This is a genomic window from Candidatus Competibacteraceae bacterium (assembly GCA_016699715.1).
Taxonomy (GTDB): Bacteria; Pseudomonadota; Gammaproteobacteria; order Competibacterales; family Competibacteraceae; genus Competibacter.
Map to the genome: position 1 here is coordinate 2,078,430 of CP065007.1, position 13,520 is coordinate 2,091,949.

At 62.7% G+C, this 13,520-nt stretch carries 11 protein-coding genes and 1 pseudogene; 4 read left to right on the forward strand and 8 right to left on the reverse strand.

Features of this window, described 5'->3' with window-relative positions; translation table 11 throughout:
* Window positions 1–93 precede the first annotated feature (93 nt).
* Complete coding sequence (locus tag IPM89_09275; protein ID QQS53117.1) at window positions 94–3,198, reverse strand: NADH-quinone oxidoreductase subunit M; 3,105 nt, start codon at window positions 3,196–3,198, stop codon at window positions 94–96.
* Between the two features lie 86 nt (window positions 3,199–3,284).
* On the opposite strand from IPM89_09275, the gene IPM89_09280 reads away from it, so the two are divergent.
* Both IPM89_09280 and IPM89_09285 read left to right on the forward strand, forming a co-directional pair.
* On the forward strand, window positions 3,285–3,689 hold the full coding sequence (locus IPM89_09280; GenBank protein QQS53118.1) for a hypothetical protein: 405 nt from the start codon (window positions 3,285–3,287) through the stop codon (window positions 3,687–3,689).
* Window positions 3,690–3,821: 132 nt separating this feature from the next.
* On the forward strand, window positions 3,822–4,265 hold the full coding sequence (locus IPM89_09285) for a DUF1311 domain-containing protein (GenBank protein ID QQS53119.1): 444 nt from the start codon (window positions 3,822–3,824) through the stop codon (window positions 4,263–4,265).
* Between the two features lie 270 nt (window positions 4,266–4,535).
* On the opposite strand, the pseudogene IPM89_09290 reads toward IPM89_09285, so the two are convergent.
* The 7 genes and pseudogenes from IPM89_09290 to IPM89_09320 form a co-directional block, all read right to left on the reverse strand.
* A pseudogene (locus IPM89_09290) lies at window positions 4,536–5,280 on the reverse strand (IS1 family transposase).
* 417 nt (window positions 5,281–5,697) lie between these two features.
* Window positions 5,698–6,051, reverse strand: coding sequence for a hypothetical protein (locus IPM89_09295; protein QQS53120.1), 354 nt, complete (start codon window positions 6,049–6,051; stop codon window positions 5,698–5,700).
* Window positions 6,000–6,182 carry a hypothetical protein gene (locus tag IPM89_09300; protein QQS53121.1) on the reverse strand — a complete coding sequence of 61 codons (183 nt, stop codon included), beginning with the start codon at window positions 6,180–6,182 and terminating at the stop codon, window positions 6,000–6,002. The genes IPM89_09295 and IPM89_09300 overlap by 52 nt, the downstream gene beginning before the upstream one ends.
* 38 nt (window positions 6,183–6,220) lie before the next feature.
* Window positions 6,221–6,712: a DUF3368 domain-containing protein gene (locus IPM89_09305; GenBank protein QQS53122.1), complete on the reverse strand. Its 492-nt coding sequence runs from the start codon at window positions 6,710–6,712 to the stop codon at window positions 6,221–6,223.
* Window positions 6,709–6,975, reverse strand: a complete 267-nt coding sequence (locus tag IPM89_09310; protein ID QQS53123.1) for a UPF0175 family protein — start codon at window positions 6,973–6,975, stop codon at window positions 6,709–6,711. Before IPM89_09310 ends, IPM89_09305 begins: the two co-directional genes overlap by 4 nt.
* Window positions 6,976–7,012: 37 nt before the next feature.
* Window positions 7,013–10,363 (reverse strand): DUF2309 domain-containing protein, encoded by a 3,351-nt coding sequence (locus tag IPM89_09315; GenBank protein ID QQS53124.1) that lies wholly within the window; start codon window positions 10,361–10,363, stop codon window positions 7,013–7,015.
* A 14-nt stretch (window positions 10,364–10,377) separates the two neighbouring features.
* Window positions 10,378–11,841 (reverse strand): NADH-quinone oxidoreductase subunit M, encoded by a 1,464-nt coding sequence (locus IPM89_09320; GenBank protein ID QQS53125.1) that lies wholly within the window; start codon window positions 11,839–11,841, stop codon window positions 10,378–10,380.
* Between the two features lie 144 nt (window positions 11,842–11,985).
* Here IPM89_09320 and IPM89_09325 point away from each other — a divergent pair, with 144 nt between their 5' ends.
* Both IPM89_09325 and IPM89_09330 read left to right on the forward strand, forming a co-directional pair.
* Window positions 11,986–12,240 carry a YcgL domain-containing protein gene (locus IPM89_09325; GenBank protein QQS53126.1) on the forward strand — a complete coding sequence of 85 codons (255 nt, stop codon included), beginning with the start codon at window positions 11,986–11,988 and terminating at the stop codon, window positions 12,238–12,240.
* Between the two features lie 19 nt (window positions 12,241–12,259).
* Window positions 12,260–13,456 carry a PLP-dependent aminotransferase family protein gene (locus tag IPM89_09330; protein QQS53127.1) on the forward strand — a complete coding sequence of 399 codons (1,197 nt, stop codon included), beginning with the start codon at window positions 12,260–12,262 and terminating at the stop codon, window positions 13,454–13,456.
* Window positions 13,457–13,520: the final 64 nt, after the last annotated feature.

The following is a 13,520-nucleotide window of genomic DNA, read 5'->3' on the forward strand; positions in this document are numbered from 1 at the left end:
TCATCGGCTAGTCTAGTCGGGTGACGGCAACGGCGACAAGCCCAACACCACATCTGCTGGCAGTCCCTCTCCCGCAAAAGCGAAAAAACCAAGTCAATGCCCGCCACCCGCCTCGAACACCCGCGCCACCTGCTCCACCGCCTCGCTGATGGTCTCAATCCACGGATCGGCGTACAGCCCGACGCCGATGAGCACCGCGCACAACAGACCCGCCACGATCAATTCCCGCGACCGCAGATCGACCAGGGGCAGTGTCACGCCCTTCGGATTACGAGCCAGGAAAATCCGCTGATAGGCCCACAACAGATAACCGGCCGCCAGCACATTGCCGGAAGCGGCGATGATGGCCACGCCCCAGCCATAGGACTCGAACACCCCTTCCAGGGCCAAATGAGCGGCCTCGAAACCGGGCGTACCCGGCATGGCGATGCTGCCCAGCACCACCACCAAAAAGGTCAACCCAAGCAAGGGCGCGGCGTCGAACAAGCCGCCCAGACGGTGAAACCGGGTGGTACCCAAACGGCGGTACAGCAAACCCGCGATGATGAACAGCCCCGCCGCCGCCAAGCCCAGATTCAGGCTGAGCAGGAGACCACCTTTGAACCCGGAGGCGGTCAGCGAGAACAGTCCGGCCACCAGCGCGCCGGTGTGGCTGATCACCGCGAACGCCAGCAGGCGACGCAAGTCGGTGCGGATGAAGGCCAGCAGCGCGCCGTACACCATCCCGGCCAGGCCCAGCGCCACGATGGCCGTGTCCCACTGCCGGGCGGCGGCGGGCAGCAGCGGCAAGACAAAGCGCAACAGCGCATAAATCCCAACCTTCACCCCCACCAGAAACACCATGCCGACCGCGACCGTGCCATGTTTGGCCACGATGGGCAGCCAGGCGTGCAGGGGGAACAGCGCCAGCCGCACCGCCAACCCCGCGAACAGCAGGATGAAGATCAGCGACTGCCGCCCTTCCGGCACCGGCGTTGCCAGCAAGGCGGGCAAATCGACGGACCAAACGCCATCGGCCGCGCCAGCATGATTCCAAGCCAGCAACACGATCCCGGCCAGCAGCATCGCCAAACCGCCCAGCATCGAGCGCGCGAACTGCCAGGCCGCCCGGTTGCGCCCCGGACTGGTCCCGTAGCAAGCGATCAGCACGGTGGCCGGAATTGTCTCGGCCAGCGCGAACAGCCAGAATTGCAGCAGATTCAAGGCAGTGAACATCCCCATCAGCGCCGCTTCCAGCGCCAGCACACTGCCGACGAACGCGCCGGGCCGCTCCTGCCGGTGTGGCTGGGCGTAGAGGATGACGAACAGCGTCAACAGCGCCGTCAGCGGCAGGAACAACACACTGAGGCCATCGACGCCAAGGTGAATACCCAGCCACGGCAACACCTCGAAACGCTCGACGAACTGCATCCCCGGCGCATGCGCTTGGAAACCGGCCAGCAATTGCACCGCCAAAATCAGCTCCACCACCGCGACGCTCAGACCCAGCGCAAACGCGGTCCGCGCCTGCCGGGCGCGCCAAGCCGCGATCATGCCGAGCAGGGGAACGCCGAGTAGCGCGCTCAACAGCGGAAAAGCAGCCGGCCCGGTTCCCGGTTCCTCCCCGCCGTGCATCATCTCGCCGATCCCGGCCAGCACCGCCAGGATCACCGCCATCACCGCGATCCAGGCCCAGGATCGACCCAGCCAGCGCTCCACCCGGCTCAGTCCATAGCCCATGCGGTGACTGGTCGTCACGATCCCCTGCCCGACGGCCTTGAAGACCAGTTGTTCCTCGACTCGGTGAAACGCCGCCGCCATCCATTCGGTCACATGCCCCACGATCCCCTGCCCCCGATCCATGGCGTCGGGCGCGCGTTCGAGTACCCGGCCGGTACCGAGTTGCCGCTCCTCCCACTGCGCCAGCGACGACAGGGCGTTCACCGCCGGCGCCGGCAACCCGGTCGCCCGATCCACCACGGCGGTATCGAACGCGCTCAAATAAACCGCCAGGCGGCGCACGGGCCGGACCACGCTCCAGTTCGCAAGATCCTCCAACCAGAACCGCTGTAGCGCCGCCACATAGAGCCGACGCCGGCGAGCGAGAAAGGCGGGCACGGGCCGGGCGCGCTCCCCTTGCAATTGGTACAAAATCGCGGGTGCGCTGAGGAATTGATAGGCGCGAAAAACCGCGTGACAACACAGATGCGCCAGCGCCAGCCGCCAGAAGCCGAGCCCGCAGGCCAGAAACATCAGCCCGACCTGTCCCGAGGTGGAGAAGATCAGGGCGCTCTTGATATCGGTTTGCGCCAACCCGCCCAGAAATCCATACAACGCCGTCGCCAACCCGACCGCCGCCATCACCGCCATCACAACCGGCGATGGCTCGAACAAGGGCTGCAAACGCAGCACCAGATACACGCCGGCATGAACCATGACCGCGCCGTAGAACAAGGCGCTGGACGGTGTCGGTCCCTCCATCGCCCGCGCCAGCCACGGCGCCAGCGGCACCTGCGCCGACTTGGCGACCGCCGCCAGCAGGAAGCAGCCGGCCAACAGCCCAGCTTGCGTTGAACTTAGACTTGCCGCACCGGCGGTCACCACCTCCCAATCGGCGCTGCCCAGCCAATGGAACGACAGCGCGATCCCCAGCAGAAAGCCGGCATCGCCAACCCGGTTGGTGACGAAGACGCGGGTGGCGTTGTCGGCCGCGACTGGTCGATCCTGGAAAAACGCGATGAGTAGATAGGAACACAGCCCGGCGACTTCCCAACCGACGAAGGTCAACACCGCGTTGCCGCCGGTCACCAGCAGCGTCATCGCCGCCGCGAACAGACTCAGAACCAGGAAGAAGCGATGGAAACCGGGTTCCCGGTGCAGGTAGTTCACCGAAAAGCGAGCGACCAGCAGGCAGGCCAGCGACGCCAATACCAGCAGCGCGAGACTCAAATCGTCGATGACGAAGTTCAGGTTCACCCGAAACTCGCCGCTGGCCAGCCAGCGACCAAGCACCACCTGTTCGGGCAACGATCCGGCGAACCGGGCGACCGCCAGCGCCAGCACCGCCGCGAACGACGCGCCGCAGGCCACCAGCGCGATTTGGCTGGTGCGCCGCTCGTGCGCTTCGCCGTTGGCGTGCCCAAATAAAATAGCCACGCCAATCCACGACGCGGCAGCCAGCGGCAAGGTCGGGATCAGGGCGACAATCCACTCAAGCATGGTCAACACCTCTGCGTCATCATTCGGCTTCCATCGGCTGTGCTAGCGTACCCAGCGACCAATATAGAACAATATGAGTGTATGGCATGAAAACCACCGTGGAATTGAACGACAGCCTGCTCGAAGAGATCAAGCGCCATGCCACGCAACATCACACCACTTTGCGGGTGGTGCTGGAACGCGCGCTGAAGCACTTTCCGCAACGGCGGAGCACGACGCCTTTCCGCATGCGGTACGCGATATTCTCGGGGAGCGGCCTGCACGCCGGGATTCAGGAGGAGGACTGGAGCCCGATTCGAGCCCTCGTCGGGATTTCACAGCGCCGATCAGCGCCGGCAACGTGCCGAAACGAAAGCATGGTTACACAGGGCCGCCAAGGTTCCGCGGACTGGAATCCCGATCAATATTTTCGGCGACAACCGCCCCCGGATGACCGAGACCCGCGCGCGCGGCAACGAGCCGGAACCGTAAAAAGCGACGGCCCTCGGTAGCTCGGATATTATGCAACGTGCGAAACAGGCAGAGAGGCGCAAGGCGCGGTGAGAAAAGCAGGGTATTAAGGCCGGCGTGAAGGTTGAGACGTTCGGCGAACGTCAAAGCACCAGCAGGAAGCAGCGGACGATATGCATCATTCAACAAAACGACAACTTTTTATCGCGCAGGGGATAGTTATGCAAATCAAATTTATGGCCGCTCTATTTGCGGGTCTGTTCGCTATTTCAAATTCAGTGATTGCCGAAGAGTGCAGTAGTCGATCAGAAGACTCTGTTTTTATAATGGATTGCCTTTCGGCACGTTATAAAGCAGCAGATCAAGAATTAAACACGGTATATAATGAAGCGATGAAATCGCTTTCAAGCGACGGAAAGAAAAAACTTGAAGAAGCTCAAAAAGCATGGCTTAAATATCGTGATGCCAGTCTTGCATTTATAACGGAAGTCAATAGAAAAACAGGGTCTACCGGTAATTTTATCATTGAGGATTACAGAGCAGCTCTTGTGGAAAAACGAGCTTCAGAATTGAAGTATATACTTAGCGGCCCTGATGCGGGTCCAGCTGAATGGTAAGGCGATCAGAACAGCAGTGGTTACAAACGCGCGCCATTGCTCCAAAAACCCTGGGAACTCGATGGTCAGCATCACCCAGATTTATTCCCACGTCGGGCAAGAGCGAATGGAGCAGGTGGTGGGGATGTTGTGAGCAGAGGGTTCGCCCGATGTGCTTCTTTAGTTAGCTTGTTGCCTATAAATTAACCGTCGAGGAGTTATACGGAACCGCATAATCACTTGTTGGTGTGCAGTAACAAAGAATCACTGGTAGTGTTCTAACTTTGGATATCACACTAACATACCAAATTCGTACCGATTAACGAAGAGGCCGATGACGATATCATGCATTTTATTTAGTTTGGAAAAACAGATCGTTTTTCGAGCCAATCGCTTAATACGAGTCCGTAGGGTTAAATGTTTCCGTTCGATCTTCTGGGTACCGCTTTTAGCGATCACCCGTTGATCAGCGGGGAGGTGACGTTCGTAGGCACCCCAATCATCCGTGTAAAATTGCGTGATGCCAAACGGCTCCAGGAGGGCTTTTAAGGCCAGGAACGAGGGGTCTTTTCGGTCACCGAGGACATAGGCGAGCACTTCGCCGGTGGCATGGTCGATGGCATGCCATAACCAGCGTTGGTTTTCCTTGTTGCGAACATCACTCCACATTTCGTCCAGTTCTGCAATTTCAATCTGTTGAATATCAACAAGAATATGCTTTTTATTCAGCCGTTCCAGGACGGCGTGATTGACCGATTCAAGACTGGGTTCTTTTTTTTAATTCGCTGATCACCGTGCTCGGACTGATGTGGAGGACCCGCGCTGTATCCCGAATGCCGCTACCGTTTAACGCCATCTCGACAATCTGTTTTTTAATAGTCGGTACCCGACCGAGATCGTCATAATCCAAAATGAAAGTTTGAGCAGAACAATCTGGATTTCGGCACAGATAACGCTGCTTTTCGTTCGCGGTTTGGCCGCGCTTGACCACATGATCTCGACCACAATGTGGACAGCAAACCGGCACTAAAACCATAATCTTTTTCTCCCAACGTGCTGTGATGGAATCACGTCAATCGTCACTATTGATTCATGAAATTCAGTGATTAATAATACAATATCCAAATTTAGAACACTACCGACGGGCTCAACCCATAATCCGAAACTTTCGCACAGTTGGATGCGGTGATACTTATCAAATCGAGCGGCACTCCTACCATGAAAGTGTAGTCTCTCAGCAACTCGCCACGTCCACGATAGTCTGCATGTATGAACGCTCACTAGGTCCGATAATGGTGGTCGGTTTAGATGGATATCCTGAAACGATTGCATTCACGAGGACCGAGCAATGCGCGCGCACCCTAGCAGAGCAGCTCTCTCTGTAACTGGTTCATGCGTTTGCGATACGACCGTTGAGGTCTGTCCGGCTCGTCCACACCCTATGGTTTTATATTCATAAAAACCCCCTCAACTGCCTCGGTATCCGTTCCTCCTCCTTATCATTCCCCAGCGTCACCGCCGCCTCGCCGGGCTTGAGCCAAAACTGCACCACCACCTCACCCCGGATCGCCACCCGATCCAGCCACGGCCCCAACTCCTGGGCGCGGGCGTAGTGCAGCGAGAGAATCCCACCCCGGTAGGTCGCCGGGTCGTAACGATTCACGCTATCCAGGCGTCCGGCTAACGCCGATCCCCGCCTGTCCGGAATCTCCATTTCCCCCAGCAGAAAGTAAGGGTGGGTCTGATCGATGCGGCTCAGCAGCCCGCGCAGTGTCCATCCCGCTCCACGATCAGCCCGTTTTGCCACACCCCGACCACCGGGAATTTCCCCGTGACCGGCTGCAAGGTCAGATTATCGGTGGCGATCAGTTCCAGTCGATCCCGTCCGGCCGGTAGCCAAACAAGGTCGCGCCGCCCAGGCAGAGCACGGAGGCGCAAGCGACGTGGGTGCCGAGGGTCAAGCGATTTCCCTCCGGCTACCTCTCGCCGCAGAAGGCGCGAGCCTCGTGAATCACTCGGTCGCTCAGGAAAAAGCCGGCCTCTTGGCGCAGTCGCTCCAACAACGGCCCAACCTCAGCGATCCGGCCACGCGCTTTCGCTTCGATCAATACGCCCACCACACCCACGGTCTTCAGTCCGAAGCGGCGGGCCACGCGCCGACCTTCCCGCTCGTCCATCAGTACCCAACACGGTTGGCACTCCACCGCCAAGGCGATGGTTTCCGCTTCGCCCGGATCGAGCCGTTCCCGCAAGGCCGTGACCAAGGGGTGATTGGTCACTTTCCGTCGCGCAATCCAGTCCACGCCGGTGACCTCATGGCAGCCTGGCCAAGCATGACCACCGGCGCGCAACTCCGCCCAAACCGCTTCGGCGATCAGCAAGCCGCCGTACAGTGCCCGTAGTACATCGAACTGGCCGATGGCGGCGAGATTGGTCAGCGGCGAGGTGTTGCTGATAGTCACCATCACGACAGGTGGCCCAGCTCGCGCAAGGTCTCGATATCGTCTTGCAGGTCGTCGGCGTCGTAGTGAGCCTCGATGCGCCGCAGACCGAGCCACTGCCGGAACTCCCACAAGCTCAGGCCGGCCAGTTCGCGCGCCTTGCCCAGCGAGAGCCGGTTCTGGGCATAGAGCGCCAAGGCCAGTTCACGCCGGAGATCGTGCGTGTTCATTTGGGCGGCATCGAGCACGTCCTGGGGGATTTCGAGGGTCGCGGTGGCTTCTGCGGACATGATGACTCCTCCGTTCGAACCTGTTCGTGAATGATGCTCAGCCAAGTGCTTTATTCTCACCCTCACCGATCAACGCCGGCGGCAACGGGTCGGTATGGCCGCGATACCAATCGCCCGAGCGGGCGCGTTCGGGCAACGGTCGCGGGGGTCCGCTCCAAGGCACGAATCCACGCGCCGGATCGAAGATCGAAAATTCCCCGCTATCGGGGTCCTTGGCGATCACATGCACCCAAGCGCCGCCGATCAGTTCGCGCAGGCTGGGCTGACGCTGGTAAATGGCGGTCAGCACCTCGATGCGGGCCTCGACCACGATCTGCAAGCGCAGCGGCTCGTGAATCTCGATCATTTGCCGGGGCAGGCCGGTGCGCAGATCGCTACTGGCCCCCTCCATCACCGCGAACAGCCCGGTGACGTTGTGCGGGGTCTTGGTCCCGCAACCCAGCCGCTCGTTGTTGACGGTGGAAAAGTAGTACTCCAGATTGATGCCCGCGCCCACCGGACCCACCGCCAGCAGGACGCCTTCCAGCACGGTCCCGCTCGGGTCCTGGGTCGGGTCGTAGGAAATCAGGAACGCCCGCCGGTCCAGAAACAGTCCCTGACTCATCGAGCGGCGGCCGACCAGGGCGGCGGCGTTGGTGGCGTGCCCCAGCTCGGGCCGCGCCTGGCTGAAATCCCTGGAGCGCTCCACCACATGCCGCAGCGCCTGAGCCGGCGTGGGGTCGCGCGGCGCGGAAGCGAAGCGGCGGCAGCGTTCGTGGGCCGACCGTTCGCAGGCCCGGTCCAGATCCCGTCGCAGTTCCGCCAGCGCCGGTTCCAGCGCGGCCGGCAGTTCACTGAGATCGTATAGAGTGATCAATTCGTCGCAGGTGTTGTGCTCGGCGCCGATGAACCAGGTATCCGCCGGCACCTCGATGCCGCGCTCGACCAGCAGCGCCCGCACTGCCGGGCGATTGGCCATGGCGGCAAAGGCGCGGGCGTTCGGCCCGCCGTGGCGTCCGCTGCACGCCCCGCAGTCGTAGGCGGCGAGATGCGGGTTGTTCTGGCTGATCGAACCATGACCCATCAGCACCGTCAGTGGCGCGAATTGCACGGTCACCCCGATATTGCGCAGCAGGGCGGCCACCCGGTCGGCCTGCTCGGCGTCGGTAAATCCGAGGCGCGGCCGTTCCGGCGTGGCCGGCGTACCGTCGTCCGCCGCAGTGACCGCGACTTGCGTGGGCACCTCCGGCACCCAAAGCGCATCGACCGCCGCCACGAGGTCCGCCTGCCGGCTGGGGGCAAACAGCTTGCCGGCCAGCGTCAACAGCGCGCCCGGCGCCAGCACGGCGATCAGCGGAACCGAGGACAGCAGGTTGCGCCGGATCTCGTGGTAGAGGGCGCGCAGCCGGCCGCGCTGCTCGCGCCGCCGGTCGTGCAGCGCATGGCGGGCTTGGACGTCCGACCGCGCGACTTCGCGCACCTCGTGGGCGGGCGTGGCCACCACCGGACAGAGCGGCGTAACCTCGCGGTCATCCAGGCCGCGCCAATTCATCACCACCCCGAAAAAACCGGCGGCGCCCAAAGTCTCGATCCGTGGGTTCAGCTCTTCCAGATGGCGGCGGATACCCTCCTCCCGGTCATCGATGCAAAACACGATCTGGACTTGTGGCCGTTGCGCGCGAGCGGTCCAGCGGCCATGATTGTTGGCCAGGGCGTTGATCAGCGTATCCCGATAGTGGTGCTCGTAGGCGCACTGCCACAGCGCGCCGCGCAAGGCGGCCGGTAACTCGTCCAGCGGTGCCAGCAAGGTGTCCAGATCCGTCAGGCTCAGCGCGCGCAACTCGCCGCCGGACAATCCGAGATGCTGGGCCAGCCGAAACAACCGCCAGGCGCTGCCGTGAACCGTGTGCGCGCCGGGCCGCGCCGCCACCGGGCTGTGCCGCCAGGTCCAGATCATGTCGGCGAGCGCATCCCAGGGCGCGCGCGTGGCCCCATCTCCCCTCTCCTTCCCTCTTTCTCCTGGTGAAAGAGAGGCCGGAGGTGAGGGGAGCATTCCTCCTTCGACCAAACCCCTCGTCCGGCTGGCCAGATATTCGGGCAGGCGTCCTTCGTACAGGGCCTGCCGGACCAGCGCCTCGGCCGGGCGGGCGCTGAAATAGTCGCGCAGCGCCGGCAGCGAACCTTCCAGTCCCCAGTATTCACGACATAGGTGCTCGATCCACAGGCCATCCAGGCACAAGCGCAGCGCGAGATAATCCGCCAGCGTGACCGGCGTTTCCCGATTGGCCGGGTAATCGCCGTGCTGCTGCCGCCAGTTCATCATCCCCGACCAGCCGGGCAACTCCAGGGCGAGACGGGTCAAATAACCCTCCCAGCGCGGCTCGGGGATGCCCAGTCGCCGCAGCTCGGCGACGATCGCGTCCACCGGCTGTTCCGGCCAGCGGGCCAGTGCCGCGCGCCAACCGCTCAAACCAGCGAAGCTCCAGGCCAGATCGCTTCCGGCCAGACGACGCCAGGCCGTGTACAGCCCCTCGCTCCGACCGGGCAGCGACCAGGCCGCCACTCCTTCGTCCAAATGGGCGGCGCACAGGCGGATCAGCACCGGACGGACCTGATCGAGTAGATCCTGGCCGGTCAACACCCGCAGCAGCTCCCGGAAAGTGCTGCCCTCGCCCACTTCGGCGAACGATCGTTCGATCAGCGCCAGGGCATCGGCCTGCATCCGCTTGTGAACGACGGGGCCCTGATCCTCGGTCACGCCATCGGCCCTGAACCGCGCCAGCAGCGACTTGGCCAGGTTGATTTGCAAGTCTTCCAGTTCTTCCGGATGCAGGTCGAAATCGGGCAATTGCAAGCCTTGCAGGCAGGCGTGCCACAGGCTTTCCAGCGCGCGGGCTTCCCCAACGATGCTCTCGCGCTCGGCCGCCGCCAACAGCCGCTGGCGCACGGCCGCCGGTACATCGGACTGAAAACGCCGGGTGAGGTCGAATTCCTCGATCCGCCAGATCAGTTGGCTCAGCGGCAGGGCTTCCACCCCGTGGACCAGCGCGACGCGCAGCACCTCGCCCCGGCGGATGTCCCGGCCACCGACACGGACCAGCACGGCCTCGGCCTCAAGTTCCCCCCGCTGGGCACATGCCGCGTCCAGGTCCGCGTCGCCAATCCGGCCGGCCCGGTACAGCGCGCGAAAATTCTCTTCGGGCAGATAGGCGCGAATCCCGGTGAGCTGCTCGGCCGCCGCCAGTGCCTGTTCGAACGGCAGGTGCTGGTAACCATGCAGGGTGTTGTGATGGACGAAATTCAGGATCGGCGCCTGGCCGGGCAGCACATGGTCGAGATGGGCGATGGCCCGCTCGACGATCTGGCGTGGCCCGAGTGAAGACCGATCGGGCGCGACGGTCGCGGACATGGCCTACCCCTTTATCAATTCGGGATGAAGATCGCGCTCAGATGCGCGACCGTGACGTTCATGAGGGCGATGACGGAGGCCGGCTGTAGCCCCAGGATCAGCAGTCCCGCCGCCAGCGGGAGTACCGCCAGCCACTCGTTTGGCCGCAAATCCTGAAGATCCGCCAATTCCGGGCGCGGCGGGCCGGCGAACAACTGGCCGAGGGTTCGAACCGCGTAGGCCGCGCTCACCAGCACCCCGAGGCTGGCCAGCAGCATCAGCCAACCCCAGCGTTCGAAACCACCGATCAGGATGTGCAGTTCGGCCACGAAGCCGATCAGGCCCGGCATGCCCATGCCCGCCAACAACGCCAGGGTAATGAACAGGGTAAATCCGGGCGTCACCCGCACCAGCGCGCCATAGTCGGCGATCCGGCGGGTGTGGGTGCGCTCGTACAGCAGGCCGATCAGCAGGAACAGCGCGCCGACGATCAGACCGTGAGCCACCATCTGCAAGCCCGCCCCCAATAAGCCGGTTTCGTTCAGGGCCGAAATGCCGAGCACCACCACGCCCATGTGGCTGACCGAGGAATAGGCGATCATCGCCTTCAGATCGGTCTGCCGCCACGCCAACAGGCCACCGTAGAGGATGCTGGCCAAGGCGATACCGGCCAGCAGCGGTTGCAGCGCCATTGCCCCTTCCGGCAGCATCGGCGCGACCCGCAGCAGGCCGTAGGCACCCATCTTGAGCAAGACGCCGGACAGCAGGATGCTAACCGGACTGGGCGCTTCCACATGAGCGAGCGGTAACCAGCCGTGTAGCGGGAAGATGGGGACTTTCACCCCAAACCCGACCAGAAACGCCAGCAGCAGCCACATCTGCTCCTTGCGGGGCAAGGCCGTCGCCGCTTCCGCGATGGCCGCCATCGCGAACGACTGGGTCGGGGTAAGCCGATAAACCACGATGATGCCGATCAGAATGAAGATCGCCCCGCCCATGGTGTACAGCACGAAATTGAGGCTGGCCGCGTGCCGCTTCTCACCGCCCCACAGGTCGATCAGGAAAAACAGCGGGATCAGCGTCAGTTCCCAGAACATGAAGAACAGCGTCCAGTCCTGAGCCATGAACACGCCGAGCATGGCGAATTCCAGCACCAGCATCCAGGAGTAATAGCCCTTCACACCGGTCTTGATCCGGTCCGAGGCCAGCAGCGCCACGGCGACCAGCAAAGTGCTCAACAGCACCATCGGCAGCGACAGCCCATCGACGCCCAGGGCGTAGGACACCCCGATGGTGGAACTCCAGACCACCTGTTCCACGAACTGAAGGGCCGCCGTGCTCCGGTCGAACTGGGCCAGCAGGCTCCACGACAGAACCAGCGCCAGGCCGGCATGGAACAGCGCCAACCCGCGGATAAATTTCTCCTGAGCCGCCGGCAGCAAGGCGACCAGCACCGCCCCGAAAAAGGGCACCCACAGGATCAGGCTCAGCATGCGCATGAGCGTCAGTCCCTTGCAGAGCGGCGGCGTTGTTCGACGGCACTCCGATACATGGCGATATCCTCCCGGCAACGCGGCTCTGTTGTTGTATTCTGCCGGCATTATAGCCGGTTGCCTTCAACCCTTATTCCCGGAGACGCTCCAATGCAGTGCGCGATCTATAAAAGCCGCAAAAAACAGGACACCTATCTGTACCTTGCCGTCAAGGACGACTTCTCCACCATTCCCGACGCCCTGCTGGAACTGCTCGGCGAACCGGTTCATGTCATGGATCTGGAACTCGACCCGGAGCGCAAACTGGGGCAGGAAGACCCGGCGGAAGTGCTGCACAACCTCCAGGAACACGGCTGGCACTTGCAGGTACCGCGTCAGAACGAATGGCTGGCAACCCGGCATTGATCCTCCAGGAATCCCGCTCATGTTCTCCGAACGCATCGATCGTCTGACCAGCTCCCTGATCCGGGAACTGCTCGCCCTTACTCAGAAACCCGACATCATCTCCTTTGCCGGTGGCCTGCCGGCGCGCGAGGCCATGCCGCCGCTGCAACTGACCGACCTACCCCCCGAGCTGAGCCAGTACGGCACCACCGACGGCGAACCGGAACTGCGCGCCGCCATCGCCGGGCAGTTGGCGGATCTTGGTTTGCGCTGCCGGCCGGAGCAGATTCTGATCACCACCGGTTCGCAGCAGGGCATCGATCTGGTTTCCAAACTCTACATCGATCCCGGCACACCGGTGGCGGTGGAAGCGCCGAGCTATCTGGCGGCGCTGCAATCGTTCCGGCTGTTCGGCGCCCGTTTCGAGGAACTGCCGCTGACGGCCAACGGCATCGACCCGGATCAGTTGCGGCAAGCGATCCAGCGCCAGCGGCCGGCATTCGTCTACCTGATTCCCACCTTCCAGAACCCGGCCGGAGTCTGTTACGACGAAGCCACCCGCGCGGCGGTCGCGGCGGTGCTACGCGAGACCGGCACGCCACTGCTGGAGGATGAACCGTATCGGGAGCTGGTCTACGAGCCGGTGGATCGCGGCCCGCTGTGCGCCCGGCTGGAAGATGGCCAAACCTGGATGTACATGGGCACTTTCTCCAAGACCGGCATCCCCGGCCTGCGGGTCGGCTATGTGGCGGCCTCCGAGGACGTCCACGCTTATCTGGTGCGACTCAAACAATCCACCGATCTGCACACCAACCGGATTGGTCAATGGTGGTGCGCCCGGTTTCTGAACTCGCGCGACTATCCGGCGCATCTGGAGCGGTTGCGGGCCTTCTACCGCGAACGGCGCGATGCCATGCAGGCGGCGCTGACCCGGCATCTCGGCGACTTGGCCGAGTGGACGATGCCCAACGGTGGGCTGTTCTTCTGGGTGCGGCTAAAGGCTGGTGGCGACACTCGTGCCCTGCTGGTGCGGGCACTGGAGCGCAAGGTGGCGTTCATGCCGGGCGAGGCATTCTTTGCCAGCGCCAACGCGATGCACGGCGCCTTCATGCGGCTGAATTTCAGCCACGCCACGCCCGAGCAACTGGAGCGCGGCCTGGCGGTGCTGGCGGAGGTCATTCGGGAACAGCGGGGAATGGCGAAGACGGAAGCGGGGGCTGGGGTGGTGGCGATTTAGCGCTCAATCTGCAAGCGTGGGACACCGCTTTTGTGAACCCTGAAATTCCCGCACATCACCATAC